Consider the following 14,321-nt stretch of genomic DNA (forward strand, 5'->3'; position numbering starts at 1 on the left):
AGGAAGGGAACGACCATGCCCGAACTGACCGACGAGGCTCGCCGGCTCCTCGGTGGCGCCCACCGCGCCCACCTGGCGACCCTCCTGCCCGACGGCTCCCCGCACAGCGTCCCGCTCTGGATCGGCCTGGAGGGCGACCTGATCAGCTTCCAGACGTCGCCGAACTCCCGCAAGGCCCGCAACGTCGCACGAGACCCCCGGGTGGCGGTGTCGGTGATCGACCGTGACGACCCGCACCGGACCGCCCTGGTCCGCGGCCGCGTCGTCGAACAGGTCGACGGCGACCGCGGCTGGGCGATGATCGACCGGATGTCGCAGGCCTACCTGGGCATGCCGTATCCGGAACGCGCGGACCGGGTGGCCTATCTGATCGAACCCGAGCACGTCCGGACCGTCGCCTTCTGACGAGCCACCACCGCCGCGCCGTGCTCGGCGTGGCAGGGTAGGCGCGTGCATGTCGCGATCCTCGGCCCGCTGCAGCTCACGGACGCCGGCACGGTGGTCGAGGTGGGCGGTGCGCGGTTGCGCGCGCTGCTGGTGAGGCTCGCGGCCGAGCCCGGCGGAACGGTGAGCGCCGGCGCGCTGTCCGAGGCGCTGTGGCCCGGCGAGGCTCCGGCTGATCCCGTCAACGCGGTGCAGTCGCTGGTGTCGCGGCTACGTAAGGTCCTGCCTGCCGGTGCCACCGTGGTGCCGGTGTCCGGCGGTTACCGTCTCGACCTGCCGCCGGGCGCCGTCGACCTGACTCGCTTCGAACGGCTGGTCGCGGAGGGGCGGAGGTCGCTGCGGGCCGGCGACCCAGCGGCCGCGGTGCCGCCGTTGCGCGAGGCGCTGGGCCTGTGGCGGGGTGAGCCGCTGAGCGACATCGCAGCCGCGCCGTTCGCGACCGCCCTCGCCGCCCGGCTGGAGGAGTTGCGGCTGACGGCGGCCGAGGACCTCGCGGAGGCGGAACTCGCCAGGGGCGGCGGCGCCGACGTGGTCGCCCGGCTCGAGCAACTGGTCGCGGCGCATCCGCTGCGGGAGCGGTTGCGGGCCCTGCAGGTGCGGGCACTGACCATGACCGGCCGGCGGGCCGAAGCACTGGCTGCCTTCGAGGCGGCCCGCGGCGCGCTGGCCGACCAACTCGGCAGTGACCCCGGCCCGGACCTCCGTGCGGCACATCTCGCCGCGCTGCGCGACGACGAGCACCCACCCGCCCGGCCCGCGAGCACGCTGCCGCGCCCGCTGACCACCCTGATCGGCCGCGACGACGAACGCGCCCAGGTGCGGGGAGCGCTGCACCGGTCCCGGCTCGTGACCCTGGTGGGCCCCGGCGGTACCGGCAAGACCCGCCTGGCCACGGAGGTGGGGGCCGACCTGGCGGGTGAGACCGCCGGCGGGGTCTGGCTGGTCGAGCTCGGCGCCCTGGCCGACCCGGCGGACATCGCGCCCGCGATCGCCGACACGTTGCACCTGGCCGCCGACTCCGGGCTGACCGTCGCCGGCACCCGCCCGCCGGACGCGCTGACCCGGATCGTCGAGGCGATCGGCACCAGTGACACCGTCGTCGTGCTCGACAACTGCGAGCACCTCGTGGACGCGGTCGCGCCGCTGGCGGAGACGCTGCTGAGGCGGTGCCCGGGCCTACGGGTGCTGGCGACCAGCCGAGAACCGCTGCGGGTGGCGGGGGAGGCGCTGCAGGAGGTGCCGCCGCTGGCCGAGGCCGACGCGATCCGGCTCTTCACGCAACGGGCCCGCGACATCCGGCCGGACGCGGTGAATGACGGATCCGACCGGCCGGTGGCGGCGGAGATCTGCCGCCGGCTCGACGGGCTCCCGCTGGCCATCGAGCTGGCGGCGGCCCGGCTGCGCACCCTGCCGCTGGCCGAGCTGGCCCGCCGGCTCGGCGACCGGTTCGACGTGCTCAGCCATGGCACGCGCACCGCACCGGCCCGGCACCGCACGCTGCGCGATGTCGTTGCCTGGAGCTGGGAGCTCCTCGACGCCGGTGAACAGCGGTTCCTGTCCCGGCTGGCCGTCCTGCCCGGCACCGTCTCAGCGGACGCTGCCGCCCGCGTGGGCGACGACGCCGGCGGACCGGATCTGCTCGCCGCACTGGTCGACAAGTCGCTGCTGCAGCTCGTCGACGGCCCGCAGCCGCGGTACCGGATGCTGGAGACGATCCGCGAGTTCGCGGCGGACCGGCTGGCCGCGGCCGGCGAGCTGGCCCGCGCGCAGGCCGCGCTCGTCGGCTACGCGACCGAGCTGGCCGAACGGGCCGAGCCGCACCTGCGCACCGGCGACCAGCTGGTGTGGCTGGCCCGGCTGCGCGACGAGCACGACACGCTCGGTGCAGCGATGCGCTGCGCCGAGCGGTCCGGCGACGGCGCGGCGGCCCTCCGGCTGGCGGCCGCGCTCGCGCAGTACTGGACGGTTCGCTCCGATCACTCCCGGGCCACCGGCCGGCTGCGGCAGGCACTCGTCGGCGCCGGCAGCGGTGCGGCGGCTGAGCACGTCGCCGTCGTCGCCACGTATCACCTGCTCAACGCCGCGATGTCCGGTGAGCTCCCGGACGCGGCGACGGTCGCGGACCTGGTGACCGGCCGGGTGGACGAGCTGTGCGCCGCGAGCTCCCACCCGGCGGTGACGCTGCTACGCCCACTGCTCGCCCTGGTGGCGGATGAGGTCGGCGACGGTGTCGCGCTCGCCGACGAGTTGCTGGCCACGCAGGATCCCTGGACCAGAGGCAGCCTCCTGCTGGTCCGGTCGCTGCTCGGCGGTGCGCACGGCGACATGGTCGAGGCCTGTGACCGGCTGGCCGAGGCCGCTCAGGAGTTCGGTGCGGCCGGCGAGCGATGGGGCCGGATGACCGCGCTCACGTTCCTGGCGATCATGCGCACGATGTTCGGCGACACCGACGCCGCTGCGGCCCTGCAGGACGCGGTGCGGCTGCGCCGCGAGCTGGAACCGGACGACGACGCCGTCGAGCAGCGGGCCTGGCTGGCCCAGCTGCTGGCCTGGACCGGCGACGAGCAGCGCGCCCGGGCCGACCTGCTGGAGCTGGTCCGTCCGGTCGCCGGCCGGCCGGCCCGCTACGTCATCCTCGCCCAGGTGGTCCTCGGCGATCTGGCCCGCGGCGGGGGCGATCTCGTCGACGCAGACCGGTGGTACCGAGCCGCCGACGAGGGCGTGCGCGCGTCCGGCGAGTCCATGTTCGTGGCCGTCCTGAAGACCTCCCGGGCGCAGCTGGCGGTAGCCGCCGGCGAGCTCGACGGCGCCGCGAAGCAGCTGCGCTCCGCCCTGGGCGTCGCCCTCGACATCCGGGACCTGCCACTGGCGGCGGCCGTCGCCGTCGGCGTGGCCGCGATGCTGGCGGCCGGCGGGCGGGACCGGGAGGCCGCGACGACGCTGGGCGCCGCCCACGGCTTGCGCGGCGCCGCGGACCCGCTGAATCCGGACGTCATCGCGGTGACGGAGCGGCTGCGGGACAGGCTCGGGCCGGATGCGTTCGCCGCCGCCTACGAGCACGGCCGCTCCCTGGACGCCACGGCAGCCACCGAGCTGGTCCGCGGCTACACCCGGCGCTGATACGCGCGCACCGCCAGCGGCACGAACACCACCAGGAACGCCGCCGACCACGCCAGCGTCGCCACGACCGACGAACCCAGCGGCTCGTCGAGCAGCAACGCCGACGTCGCGTCCATCACGTGCGTCACGGGGTTGATGTCGACCCAGGCCTGCAGCCAGCCGGGCAGCGTCTCCGTCGGCGCCACCATGTCGGTGCCGAACGCCAGCGGGAAGATGCCGAGGAAGGCGATGGTGGTCACCAGCGTCTCCTCCTTCACTACAACCCCGATCAGCACGTTCACCCAGCTGAGGGCGAACCCGAACAGGACGGCCAGTCCGGCCGCAGCCAGCGCCGACAACACATCCGTCTGCACCCGGAACCCCAGCACGAACCCGAGGACGAACAGGCTGCCGACGGCGATGACGTACCGCACGCCGTCGCCCAGCACCGAGCCGATCAACGGCGCCGACCGGGGGATGGGCAGGCTGCGGAACCGGTCGAAGACGCCCTTCTTGATGTCGAGGTTGATGCTGAGGCCGGTGGAGGTCATCCCGGTGAGGATGGCGGTCATCACCAGCACGCCGGGGAACACGTACTGCAGGTAGTCCTGGGTCGATCCGGCGACAGCGCCGCCGAACAGGTACACGAACAGCAACAGGAAGATCACCGGCAGCATGACGGCGTCGGTGAACAGGCCCGGGTTGCGGCGCATCTTGGTGAGGTTGCGGCCGGCCAGCGCAAAGCTGTGCCGGGCCAGTGCGTACGGACGGTGGGTGGTCATCGGCGGACCTCCGCGCGGGCGGTTCGGTCGGTGAGGGCATGGAACACGTCGTCGAGGCTCGGCAGCCGCAACGACAACTCGGTGACGGCGATGCCGGCGTCTGACAGCGCGACCACCGCGGAACGCAGCGTCGCGTCGTCGTCGGCGGCGACGGTGAGCACGCCGCGACCGGCCGTCTCGGGGGTACGGCCGGTCGCCCCCGCGAGCAGCGCGCCGGCCTCGCCGAGGCGGTCCGGGTCGGCCGGCCGGACGACGAGCGTCCTGCCCCCGACGATGCGTTTGAGCTCCGGCGGGGTTCCGTGCGCGACGATCTGGCCGCCGTCGAGGACGGAGATCTCGTCGGCGAGCGCATCGGCCTCCTCCAGATACTGGGTGGTCAGCAACACGGTGCCGCCGTCGGCGGTCATGGCGCGGATCATGCGCCACACGTCCTCGCGCTTGCCCGGGTCGAGCCCGGTGGTGGGCTCGTCCAGGAACACGATGCTCGGATGGCCCACCATGCTGGCCGCCAGGTCGAGGCGCCTGCGCATGCCGCCGGAGTACGTCGACACCCGCCGGTCGGCGGCCTCGGTGAGGTCGAAACGCTCCAGCAGCTCACGGGCGCGGGCCCGGGCGTCGGGTCCGCGACGATCGAGCAGCCGGCCGAACAGGACGAGGTTCTCCGTGCCGGTGAGGTCCTCGTCGACCGACGCGTACTGGCCGGTCAGCCCGATTCGCCGGCGGACCGCGGCCGCGTCGGCCTGGACGTCGAGGCCGTCCACCCAGGCGCGGCCCTCGTCGGGGCGCAGGAGAGTGGCCAGGATGCGCACCGCCGTCGTCTTGCCGGCACCGTTCGGCCCGAGGACGCCGAGCACGGTCCCGCGTTCGGCGGTGAGGTCGACGCCGGCCAGCGCGGTGGTGTCGCCGAACCGCTTGACCAGGCCTGCTGTCTGGAATGCATACGTCATACGGGTGAGCGTGCGGGACGGCACTGGCAGACCGCGCACATCCGGCTGACAGCGCGGGATCATGCTGCCTGAACGTGATCGGGTAGGTCCTTGTGTTTAAGATGCGACGGTTGAGCAAGCGCTTACCCGGTTGTCCGGACCTGGGCTCCGGCTGGTAGGCAGGTAACCTACGCCGACGTCCCGGAGGAACCGATGACCGACGAGCGGGTCAAGGTCATGCTGGTCATGGGTGAGCGCCCGTACCAGGACCTGTTCGACGACGAGCTTCTACGCCGCCTCGACGCGCTGGCCGACCGGGTCCTGCCCGGCCCGGTCGCCGGCTTCGAGGCGCCCGGGGTGCGCGACCGGCTGGCCGAGACCGACGTGCTGCTCACGTCGTGGGGCTGCCCGCCGCTCGACGAGGCCGTCCTCGCCGCCGCACCCCGGTTGCGGGCCGTGCTGCACGCGGCCGGCAGCGTGAAGCACCACGTCACCGACGCCTGCTGGGACCGCGGCCTCACCGTCACCACGGCGGCTGCCGCGAACGCCGTCCCGGTCGCCGAGTACACGCTCGCCGCGGTGCTGACCGCCGGGAAACGGATCCGGCAGTTCGCCGCCGGGTTCCGGGCCAGGCCGGGTGAAGTGGCCTGGCGGTACACCGTCCCGGGCGCGTCCAACTACCGAAAGGTCGTCGGCGTCGTCGGGTTCTCCCGCATCGGCCGGCTGGTCACCGAGTTGCTGCGGCCGTTCGACCTGCGCGTTCTCGTGGCCGACCCGTACGTCGACGAGGCCGAGATCGTGGCCGCGGGTGCGGTGCCGGCCGAGCTGGACGACCTGTTCACCCGCAGCGACATCGTGACGCTGCACGCGCCGTCGCTGCCGTCCACCCGGCACCTGGTCGATGCGCGCCGGCTGGCGCTCATGAGCGACGACGCCACCCTGATCAACACGGCTCGCGGCGCACTGGTGGACACCGCGGCGCTCACCGCCGAGTGCGCGCGAGGCCGGCTGCACGCCGTCCTCGACGTCACCGATCCCGAGCCGCTGCCGCCGGACTCCCCGCTCTACCGGCTGCCGAACGTCGTGCTCACGCCGCACGTCGCGGGTGCCATGGGCACCGAGCGCCGTCGGCTGGCCGCGCTGGCCCTGGACGAGCTGTCGCGACTGCTCGACGGCGTCCCGCTGCACCACCAGGTGTACCGGTCGGACCTGGCGGTGCAGGCATGAGCGGGCGGCTGGTGCCGGGCCTGGTGTCCATCACGTTCCGGCAGTTCGGCGTGGCCGAGGTGCTCGACCTGATGACGCGAGCGGGGCTGCGAGCGGTCGAATGGGGCGGCGACGCCCACGTGCCGGCCGGTGACATCGAGGCGGCGCGCCGGACCGCGGAGCTGAGCGCCGCGGCCGGCATCGAGGTGGCCGCCTACGGCTCCTACTACCGTGCCGGCGACGACGACCCCGAGGCGTTCGAGCCGGTGCTGCGGACCGCGGTCGCCCTGGGCGCGCCGCGGATCCGGATCTGGGCCGGCACCGTCGGCTCGGCCGAGGCGGGCCCGGCGGTCCGGGAACGCGTCGCCGCCGACCTGCGCCGCATCGCCGGACTGGCCGCCGGTCACGGCGTCGGGATCGCCGTGGAGCACCACCCGAACACACTGACCGACACTCTGGAGACCGCGCTCGAGCTCTACGCCGCCGCCGGTCACCCGGGTGTTCGGCCCTACTGGCAGCCGCGGGTCGGCCAGGACGTCACGTCGTGCCTGGCGGAGGTCACGGCGCTGTTGCCGTCGCTGGTGACCGCCCACGTTTTCACCTGGGCCGCCGACGGCGAGCGGCTCGCCCTGGCGGACGGCGCGGAGCTGTGGGAACCGACGCTCGCCACCCTCGCCGGTGCGGACGAACACGGCGCCGGCGCCGGCGACGGTGCCCGCTATGCGTTGCTGGAGTTCGTCCGCGGCGACGACCCGGCGGCTTTCCTGGACGATGCCGCCACGCTGCACGGCTGGCTCGCGGCACTCCCGCCCGAAAGTGTGAGGGGGTGAAATGTCGGAAACCCTGTCTGTTGCGTAGCTTGGTACGCGATCATGGTGAGGCAATGGGGGGCCTGGGCGGAGGCACTCGGAGGTTTTGATCGATGGATCATGCGTACGACGACGGACGGAACGACGGTGGCGCACAGCGTCCCGGCTCAGCCGGTGAGCACGTGCTCCAGGAGGTGAACGGCAGCGTCGAGCGGGCCGACCGGTTCTACCGGGAGCAGATGTCCGATCACCTGAACGCGCGGATGCGTGAGTTCGTCGGGCGCATGGAGATGGTCTTCGTCAGCAGCGCGGACGGGAAGGGCGAGTGCGACGCTTCGTTCCGGGCCGGTCCGCCCGGTTTCGTCCGCGTGCTCGGTCCCACCACGCTGGCCTGGCCGGAGTACCGCGGCAACGGTGTGCTGGCCAGCGCCGGAAACATGACCGAGAACCCGCATGTGGGCCTGTTGTTCATGGACTTCGTCCAGGACCTGGTCGGGCTGCACGTCAACGGCGCGACGGAGTTGCTGTCGCCGGCGGCGTTCGCCGAGCGCTTTCCGGATGAGCAGGTCGACACCGACGTGCCCGGGCGGCGGCCGGAGCGGTGGGTCGTCGTCGACGTCGAGGAGGCGTACATCCACTGCTCCAAGCACATACCGCGGATGGTTCCGGTTCCGCGTACCCGTGACTGGGGCACCGACGACCGCCGAAAGAAGGGCGGCGATGCCTTCGACGTGGCGGCGGAGCGCGGCTACGGCCGGGGTGCCGCCGCCCGGGCGCTGGGGGCCGGTGACGGGCCGGTACCGCGGCACGCGGCCGGCCAGCGCACGACGCTGGGGTGAGCGGCTACCCGACCGTGGTCGCGGCGGCGTGGCCGGCGCCGCGGCCGACGGCTCGTGCGGCCACCCGGTGCGACTCGACCCGCACGGCCGCCTCGGTGGCGTCGTCCACGACGGTGACCCCCGCGGCCGCCGCCACCGTGCCGTCCGGGTCGGCCACCACGCGCAGCGCAGGCCGGGCAGCCGGCCCGACGGCGTGACTCAGCAGTCCGCGCGCCTCGGTGACGACGAGCTCGGTGAGAGGCATCAGCTCGCCCGGCGCCGCCGTGACGACCACCGCGGTGACCGCGCACCCGGCACGAGCGGCCCGGACCGCCTCCTCGATGGCGCCGAGCCGGTGCACGCCGAGCACGGCGACCACGCCGTCGTCCTCCAGCCGGGCCGGCCGGCCGGTGAGCAGGTCGGTCCGGGCGGGGGGAGCCCAGTGCTCGTGCGCGGGCCGGGCCGGCGGCACGTGCGGCAGGTGGGCCGGTTGCCAGGTGTCGTGGTCGTCGAGGCCGGCCAGCCGCTCGCAGGCGCGGACAACGTCGAACGGCTCCACGAAGCCCGGCGCCGCCGCGGCCAGCTGGTTCGCCCCGTGCAGGAGCGTGAGTGCGGTGCGAGCCACCCGGACCCGGCGGCCGGCGGCCGGCGCGCCGGATTCCAGGGCGAGCCCGACGACGATCGCCTCGAACTCGATGAGCTGGGCGTAGGCGGTGCGCAGGCGGTCGTCGGCGCGGACCTCGGTCATGAGGTCGGCGCCGATGCGGGCGTGCGCGTCCGGAGGGTCGCCGGCCAGTGGCGCGCGGGCCATCCAGGCTCGGGCGATCCGTCCCAGCGTGCTGGCCGGGTCGTCGGCCGCATCGCCGACCTCGGCCGCGGCGGCCGCAGGGGTGAGTACGGCCCGGGCGGCCGTGGCCGCGTCGTCGGCGAGGACGGCGAAGTAGAGGGCACGTTTTCCGGCGAAGTTGGAGTAGACGGCCCCTCGGGTGAGTTCCGCGCGCTCGGCGATGCCGTCGACGGTGGCGTCGCGGAAGCCGCGCCGGAGGAACTCGTCCCGGGCCGCAGCGAGGATGCGGGTGCGGTTACGCTCCTGCGTCTGCGCTCTGGTGAGGCGCGCCATGGTCCTCCTCGTTGCCTCGGGTCGCGATCCAAGATACCGTCACCATTCAAATGATGGGACCATCTGAGAAGCTGCTCCAGTGCGCGTTCTGTGGCAAGAACCAGCGTGAGGTCGCCCGGCTCATCGCCGGTGCCGGGCGGGTGTGCATCTGCGACGAATGCGTCGAGCTGTGCAACGAGCTGATGGAGGAGGACGCTCCAGCCGGGGTCGAGGTCGGCGAGCCGCCGAAGCCGCGCGACGTCCACGCCTACCTGGACCAGTTCGTCATCGGCCAGGACGCGGCGAAAAGAGCGCTGTCGGTGGCCGTCTACAACCACTACAAGCGCGCTCGGGGGGACTGTCTGAAAAACGGTGGATCTTGGTCTTGGTCTGACACGCCGAGCAGGGGTGCTTGGCGGAAAGGATTGATCTTGACCGAGACACTGGAGCCCGTGGCGGACGAGGTGGATCAGCAAGCGCTGGCCGAGCAGTTGCTGGCGCAGGCCAAGGAGCAGGGCGTCGATCTGGTGGGTCCGAACGGGCTGCTCAACCAGTTGACGAAGAACGTGCTCGAGACCGCTCTGGAGGCGGAGATGAGCGAGCACTTGGGCTATGAGAAGCACGACCGGGCCGGGCGGGACAGCGGGAACTCGCGCAACGGGACCCGCACGAAGACGGTGCTGACTGAGATCGGGCCGGTCGAGATCGAGGTCCCCCGCGACACCGAGTCCTCGTTCGAACCGCAGATCGTGAAGAAGCGGCAGCGCCGCCTGAACGGGATCGATGAGATCGTGTTGTCGCTGACTGCCAAAGGCCTGACCACCGGTGAGGTCGCCGCGCACTTCGACGAGGTCTACGGCGCGAAGGTGTCCAAGGACACGATCTCCAGGATCACCGACAAGGTCGTCGGCGAGATGACCGAGTGGTGCGCCCGGCCACTGGAACGCGTATATCCGGTGATGTTCATCGACGCCATTCACGTGAAGATCCGCGATGGTCAGGTCACCAGCCGCCCGATCTACGTCGCCATCGGCGTCACCGTGACCGGCGAGCGGGACATCCTCGGGCTGTGGGCCGGCGACGGCGGTGAAGGCGCGAAGTTCTGGCTGCAGGTGCTGACCGAGATCAAGAACCGCGGCACCCAGGACGTGTGCATCGTGGTGTGCGACGGCTTGAAGGGGCTTCCCGAGGCGATCACCACCGTGTGGGAGCTCGCGATCGTGCAGACCTGCATCATCCACCTGCTGCGCAACACGTTCCGGTACGCCTCCCGCCGGTACTGGGACCAGATGTCACGCGAGCTCAAACCGGTCTACACCGCACCTTCGGAGGCCGCGGCCAAAGAACGCTGGAACGAGTTCGCCGCCAGCTGGGGGCAGCAGTACCCGGCCATCGTGCGGTTGTGGGAGAACGCCTGGTCGGAGTTTGTGCCGTTCCTGGACTACGACCAGGAGATCCGGCGGGTGATCTGCTCGACCAACGCGATCGAGTCGATCAACGCCCGCTACCGACGCGCGATCCGCGCCCGCGGACACTTCCCCACCGAACAGGCCGCCCTGAAGTGCCTCTACCTGGTGACCCGGTCGCTGGACCCGACCGGCCGAGGCCGGGCACGATGGGCCATGAGGTGGAAACCGGCCCTCAACGCGTTCGCGATCACGTTCGAAGGCCGCATCACACCAACCGGAAACTAGCCGATGCCAAGACCGGATCCACCGTTAATCAGACACACCCCGCTCGGGCCGCCGGCGGATCGGTGGAGCTGTCGAAGTCGAACATTCTGTTGATCGGTCCGACGGGGTGTGGGAAGACGTATTTGGCGCAGACGTTGGCGAAGATGTTGAACGTGCCGTTCGCGATCGCGGATGCCACGGCGCTGACGGAGGCGGGGTATGTGGGTGAGGATGTCGAGAACATCTTGTTGAAGTTGATCCAGGCGGCTGACTATGACGTGAAGAAGGCCGAGACGGGGATCATTTACATCGACGAGGTCGACAAGATCGCGCGGAAGTCGGAGAATCCGTCGATCACCCGGGATGTGTCGGGTGAGGGTGTGCAGCAGGCGTTGTTGAAGATCCTGGAGGGGACGACGGCGTCGGTGCCGCCGCAGGGTGGTCGGAAGCATCCGCATCAGGAGTTCATCCAGATCGATACGACGAATGTGTTGTTCATCGTGGGTGGGGCGTTCGCGGGGTTGGATGATCTGATCCAGCAGCGGGTGGGTAAGCGTGGGTTGGGGTTCGGGGCGGAGATCCGTAGTAAGGCGGAGCGGGATGCGTCGAATCCGTATGGTGATGTGATGCCGGAGGATTTGTTGAAGTTCGGGTTGATCCCGGAGTTCATCGGTCGGTTGCCGGTGATCACGACGGTGTCGCCGTTGGATCGGGCGGCGTTGATCCGGATTTTGTCGGAGCCGCGGAATGCGTTGATCAAGCAGTACATGCGGATGTTCGAGTTGGATCATGTTGATCTTGAGTTCACCGATGATGCGGTGGAGGCGGTCGCTGATCTGGCGTTGTTGCGGGGGACCGGGGCGCGGGGGTTGCGGGCGATCCTGGAAGAGGTGTTGTTGCATTCGATGTATGAGGTGCCGTCGCGGGAGGATGTGGCGCGGGTGGTGATCACGCGTGAGGTGGTCAACCAGAACGTGTTGCCCACGCTGGTGCCGCGCGAGGGTCCCCGTAAGCGGGAACGCCGCGAGAAGACCGCCTGACGCCTCCCCTTGATCATGTTCCCTCGCGGTCACCTGACGACCCTCAGCGAACATGATCACGAGAAGGCTGTGGCGGCGCTCAGGTGAGCTCGGCCCAGGTGAACCGGACCGCGTCGCCGGGGCGCAGCTGGGCCGCCCGCGGCAAGTCGGCGGTGACCACCACGCCGATCACCGGGTAGCCGCCCGTGACCGGATGGTCGGGGAGGAAGAGCACCGGTTGCCCGCTCGGCGGCACCTGCAGGGCGCCGGTCACCATCCCCTCCGACGGCAGCGAGCCGGCGGTGTGCGAGTGGGCCGTGGATGGGCGCAGCGCCGGCCCGGCCAGCCGGAGGCCGACCCGGTCGCTCTCGGTGGTCACCTCGTACCGTTCCGTGGCCAGGGCCGTCAGCGCGGCCGGGTCGAACCGGTCGGCGCGGGGGCCGGCGATCACCCGCAGTGGTTCGTCGGACGGGGGCCACCGCACCGGTGCGACGTCGGCGACGGGCGGGCCGCCGGCGTCGTCAGCGATCGGCAGCACGTCGCCGGACCGCAACGGCGGCGGGCCGATCGCGGCGAGGGTGTCCCGGGACCGCGAACCCAGGACCGCTTCCGCACCGAGACCGCCACGGACGGCCAGGTAGCCGCGCAGCCCGCGAGAGGGCCGGCCGACCCGCAGCACCTCGCCGGCGTGGACCGGGAACGGCGCGTTGAACGCCGCGCCGCGGCCGCCGACGCGCACCGGCGCCGGCGCGCCGGTCAAGGCCACCGTCGCGGCCCGGCGGAACCGGAACGCCACGCCGCCGAGGACGAACTCGACGGCGGCGGCCGTCTCGGCGTTGCCGACCAGCCGGTTTGCCAGCCGGAAGCTGTCGGTGTCGGCGGCGCCGGACCGGCCGACGCCCAGCTCGGCCAGGCCGGGCCGGCCCAGATCCTCGATCAGGGACAGCATCCCCGGGTCCACGACCTCGACGACCTCTGTGGGCCGGACAGCGCCGGTCACGCGAACGGGGCGATCGTGACGCCGTCGGCCACCAGAGCCGCGCGGGCCCGGCGCACCAGCTCGACCGCGCCGGGAGTGTCGCCGTGGATGCACAGCGACCGTGGCCGCACCTCGACCGGGTGGCCGTCCAGGCTGGTGACCCGGCCGGTGCGCGCGAGTTCGAGGCAGCGGGCGGCGACGGCGTCCGGGTCGGTGATCAGCGAACCGGGCACGCGGCGCGGGACCAGCCGGCCGTCGGCCTGGTAGGCGCGGTCGCCGAAGGCTTCGGCCACCGTGGGCAGCCCGTGCTCGGCGGCGATCTGCAGCACCTGCGAGCCGGGTAGCCCCAGAACGGTGAGCTCGGCGTCGTAGGCGTGGACCGCATCGACCACCGCGGCCGCCTGCTCGGCGTCGTCGACGATGGCGTTGTAGAGCGCGCCGTGCGGTTTGAGGTAGCTGACGCGGGTGCCCACGGTGCGGGCGATGCCGTCGAGCGCGGCCAGCTGGTAGAGCACCTCGGCGGTGAGCTCGGTGGGCGGGACGCGCATCGCCCGGCGGCCGAAGCCGGCGAGGTCGCGGTAGGCGACGTGGGCGCCGACGGCGACGCCGCGTTCGGCCGCGACGGCGCAGACGCGGCGCATGATGGTGGGGTCGCTGGCATGGAACCCGCACGCGACATTGGCGCTGCTGACGAGGCCGAGCAGGGCGTCGTCGTCGACCAGCGTCCAGGCGCCGAAGCCCTCGCCGAGGTCGCAGTTGAGGTCGAGCGTCGTCACGAGGACCATTCTCGCGTGCGGTCGACGAAGCGGACCGGTGTACCCGGCGGCAGCAGCGCCGGCGGCGTGCGGGCCGGGTCCCAGAGGACCGCGTCGGTGCGGCCGAGGAGGTTCCAGCCGCCCGGCGCCGGCCGGGGGTAGATGCCGCAGAACCGTTCGGCGACCGCGACAGCACCTGCCGGGACCCGGGTGCGGGGCGTCTCGCGCCGCGGCACGGTGAGCGCCGGGTCGAGGCCGCTGAGGTAGGCGAACCCGGGCGCGAAACCGATGAAGGCGACCGTGTAGCGGGCCGCCAGGTGGCGCGCGACGACGTCGTCGCTGCTCAGGCCGGTGCGCCGGGCGATATCGGCGAGGTCGTCGCCGTCGTAGACGACGGGGATCTCGACCAGCGGCAGGTCGGCGGGAGCGGTGGCGGCGCGGGGGAGCGTCGCGACCGCGTCGGTGACCCGCCCGGCGGTGGTGACCAGCGGGTCGAACACGACCAGGACAGTACGAGCGGCCGGAACCAGGTCGACGACGCCGTCGGGCCGGTGCGCTCGCAGGGTGGCGTGCAGGGCCCGCACCTCGTCGAGCGCGCCGGCCTCGTCCGGGGCGGTGACCTCGAGCAGCACGGCGGCGTCGCCGCACGGCCGGACCGTGGGCGGGGCCGTGGTGCTGCCAGGTCGTTCGGCCGCCGTCATGGCGTGAGACT

The 14,321-nt window shown here is 72.3% G+C and carries 12 protein-coding genes and 2 pseudogenes; 8 read left to right on the top strand and 6 right to left on the bottom strand.

What is annotated here, in order from left to right; genetic code table 11:
- Positions 1-15: 15 nt before the first annotated feature.
- Together JIAGA_RS0121780 and JIAGA_RS31630 are read left to right on the top strand one after the other, a co-directional pair.
- Positions 16-405 (top strand): PPOX class F420-dependent oxidoreductase, encoded by a 390-nt coding sequence (locus tag JIAGA_RS0121780; protein WP_035814905.1) that lies wholly within the window; start codon positions 16-18, stop codon positions 403-405.
- Positions 406-450: 45 nt separating this feature from the next.
- Complete coding sequence (locus tag JIAGA_RS31630; protein WP_035812839.1) at positions 451-3,564, top strand: AfsR/SARP family transcriptional regulator; 3,114 nt, start codon at positions 451-453, stop codon at positions 3,562-3,564.
- On the opposite strand, the gene JIAGA_RS0121790 is transcribed toward JIAGA_RS31630, so the two are convergent.
- Both JIAGA_RS0121790 and JIAGA_RS0121795 read right to left on the bottom strand, forming a co-directional pair.
- Positions 3,549-4,325: an ABC transporter permease gene (locus JIAGA_RS0121790; RefSeq protein WP_026877281.1), complete on the bottom strand. Its 777-nt coding sequence runs from the start codon at positions 4,323-4,325 to the stop codon at positions 3,549-3,551. The two genes, JIAGA_RS31630 and JIAGA_RS0121790, sit on opposite strands and share 16 nt — an antisense overlap.
- The gene (locus tag JIAGA_RS0121795; protein ID WP_026877282.1) at positions 4,322-5,272 is read right to left on the bottom strand and encodes a daunorubicin resistance protein DrrA family ABC transporter ATP-binding protein; all 951 of its coding nucleotides are present in this window, start codon (positions 5,270-5,272) and stop codon (positions 4,322-4,324) included. The genes JIAGA_RS0121790 and JIAGA_RS0121795 overlap by 4 nt, the downstream gene beginning before the upstream one ends.
- 192 nt (positions 5,273-5,464) lie before the next feature.
- Here JIAGA_RS0121795 and JIAGA_RS0121800 point away from each other — a divergent pair, with 192 nt between their 5' ends.
- The 3 genes from JIAGA_RS0121800 (at position 5,465) to JIAGA_RS31635 (ending at position 8,105) form a co-directional block, all read left to right on the top strand.
- Positions 5,465-6,478 (top strand): hydroxyacid dehydrogenase, encoded by a 1,014-nt coding sequence (locus JIAGA_RS0121800; RefSeq protein ID WP_026877283.1) that lies wholly within the window; start codon positions 5,465-5,467, stop codon positions 6,476-6,478.
- Positions 6,475-7,287, top strand: a complete 813-nt coding sequence (locus JIAGA_RS0121805; RefSeq protein ID WP_026877284.1) for a sugar phosphate isomerase/epimerase family protein — start codon at positions 6,475-6,477, stop codon at positions 7,285-7,287. The genes JIAGA_RS0121800 and JIAGA_RS0121805 overlap by 4 nt, the downstream gene beginning before the upstream one ends.
- Positions 7,288-7,379: 92 nt before the next feature.
- Positions 7,380-8,105 (top strand): pyridoxamine 5'-phosphate oxidase family protein, encoded by a 726-nt coding sequence (locus JIAGA_RS31635; RefSeq protein WP_084469949.1) that lies wholly within the window; start codon positions 7,380-7,382, stop codon positions 8,103-8,105.
- Between the two features lie 4 nt (positions 8,106-8,109).
- Here the strand turns inward: JIAGA_RS31635 and JIAGA_RS0121815 are convergent, their stop codons facing one another.
- On the bottom strand, positions 8,110-9,204 hold the full coding sequence (locus JIAGA_RS0121815) for a TetR/AcrR family transcriptional regulator (protein ID WP_026877285.1): 1,095 nt from the start codon (positions 9,202-9,204) through the stop codon (positions 8,110-8,112).
- A 53-nt stretch (positions 9,205-9,257) separates the two neighbouring features.
- On the opposite strand from JIAGA_RS0121815, the pseudogene JIAGA_RS35795 reads away from it, so the two are divergent.
- From JIAGA_RS35795 to clpX, 3 genes and pseudogenes are all read left to right on the top strand, one after another.
- Positions 9,258-9,383: pseudogene (locus tag JIAGA_RS35795) on the top strand (ClpX C4-type zinc finger protein); the annotation flags it as partial.
- Between the two features lie 231 nt (positions 9,384-9,614).
- Positions 9,615-10,877: an IS256 family transposase gene (locus JIAGA_RS35420; RefSeq protein ID WP_026876777.1), complete on the top strand. Its 1,263-nt coding sequence runs from the start codon at positions 9,615-9,617 to the stop codon at positions 10,875-10,877.
- A 53-nt stretch (positions 10,878-10,930) separates the two neighbouring features.
- Positions 10,931-11,896, top strand: a pseudogene (gene clpX, locus JIAGA_RS31640) (ATP-dependent Clp protease ATP-binding subunit ClpX); the annotation flags it as partial.
- Positions 11,897-11,975: 79 nt separating this feature from the next.
- On the opposite strand, the gene JIAGA_RS0121830 reads toward clpX, so the two are convergent.
- From JIAGA_RS0121830 to JIAGA_RS0121840, 3 genes are read right to left on the bottom strand one after another with little or no spacing between them, the layout of a single operon-like run.
- Positions 11,976-12,875 carry a 5-oxoprolinase subunit C family protein gene (locus JIAGA_RS0121830; RefSeq protein WP_026877286.1) on the bottom strand — a complete coding sequence of 300 codons (900 nt, stop codon included), beginning with the start codon at positions 12,873-12,875 and terminating at the stop codon, positions 11,976-11,978.
- Positions 12,872-13,630, bottom strand: a complete 759-nt coding sequence (locus tag JIAGA_RS0121835; RefSeq protein ID WP_026877287.1) for a LamB/YcsF family protein — start codon at positions 13,628-13,630, stop codon at positions 12,872-12,874. Before JIAGA_RS0121835 ends, JIAGA_RS0121830 begins: the two co-directional genes overlap by 4 nt.
- The gene (locus JIAGA_RS0121840; RefSeq protein WP_051426381.1) at positions 13,627-14,310 is read right to left on the bottom strand and encodes a 5-oxoprolinase subunit B family protein; all 684 of its coding nucleotides are present in this window, start codon (positions 14,308-14,310) and stop codon (positions 13,627-13,629) included. The genes JIAGA_RS0121835 and JIAGA_RS0121840 overlap by 4 nt, the downstream gene beginning before the upstream one ends.
- Between the last annotated feature and the right edge of the window lie 11 nt (positions 14,311-14,321).

The sequence above is a fragment of the Jiangella gansuensis DSM 44835 genome, assembly GCF_000515395.1.
GTDB classification, from domain to species: Bacteria; Actinomycetota; Actinomycetes; order Jiangellales; family Jiangellaceae; genus Jiangella; species Jiangella gansuensis.